Here is a 1361-nt window from a genome sequence, read left to right on the forward strand (position 1 = left end):
TAAATGTTTTAGCCTTTTTAGGTACTAATAAAATGCTAGCTTTTAGGTGGTAATGCTTCAAAAATGAGCGGATTTTCAGCAAGATAGGGGAAGAAAGCCAAGGGAAGATTTTTCTGGCTACCTCTTCTATAATTATCGTTACTCCTGTTTGCGTAGCATTCCGTAGGAAATTCTGGCTCCTCCTCTGACAAAAAGACTTTTTCAGCAAACCCTAATTAGGACTTATCTATCAAATCTAAAAGCATTTACAGATAAAGGTTATAGCATTTTTTTGTCGAACAAAGTGTCCGCTTTTCGGTAGCAAGAGCTGCATAAAACTAGTGTTTTGAGACGATTATGGCAAAAAAAATCAATAGACAATTTTTCCGACTATCTCCTCTAAATTTCCCGTTTTTTCTGACTCCTGACTTCTAATAAATATCCTAAACTATTTGTAGCAAAAATCTATCAATTTAGTATTACACGACACGCACGTTTTATATACTAAAAATCATCTCTATAACTCAGGAAATTCGTAATTTCTTCTACTACTATATCCGGCATTTGTTCCGGTAAATTATCTCCACCAGAATTAATTAAATGAAGTTTCGCTATCGGCAATAAATCCGCATAAAACTTACTCATAGATAAAGCAATATCAGTATCTTTATAACCTTGTAAAATCAACGTTTTTACTTTCAGAAAAGCCAAATCTTCTTTCAATAACTCAGCTTGAATTTCCGCCCATTTAGGTCTAAATAAAATTTTAGTTCCCGTTGAAGAAAGCAATAACTTTTGTCGAAATTGTAGAATTTTCTTAATTTTTGTGTGAGCGCCAAATAACCTAACAAAAGGATATATTAATCGTAAAGCCCAACACAAAAAAGAAGGTTTTTGAGTTAAGTATCTGAATAACCGCCAACGTGCTTTAACAGCAGCAAGATTAATTCCTTCAGGAGATATTAATATCGCGCCCAATACTTGTTCAGAATATTTGAGAGCATAACTAGCTGCTATCCAACCCCCTAAAGAATGACCAACTAAATATACCTTCTCCAATTTCAAAGTAGCTATATATTCAGCCAAAGATTCTACTATTTGATTAATTGAATAATGAGTAGCAGAAAATTCTGACTCACTAAACCCTGGTAAGTCTGGTGCAAAGCAATGGTAATGTAGACTCAATCGTTCCATAACTGGTAACCATTGATTACTATCATGCCAAGATCCATGCAGAAAAACTACATTATTTGAATTACCACCAATTTCACGCCAAAACAATACCCCACCAGACAACTTGACACGAGAATTACGCCATAAAAAGTGCATGACTATGGAATTATAAAATTTAACAGATATCTCCAGAAAAGAGGGAACAGGGA

Annotated in this window: 1 protein-coding gene; it reads right to left on the reverse strand. The window is 34.2% G+C overall.

Annotated features, from left to right (window positions below):
- Positions 1–483: 483 nt before the first annotated feature.
- A partial coding sequence (locus AC3DU7_RS20630) for an alpha/beta fold hydrolase (protein WP_488041177.1) occupies positions 484–1361 on the reverse strand: 878 nt, incomplete at its 5' end.

The organism is Okeania sp. (assembly GCF_983059655.1).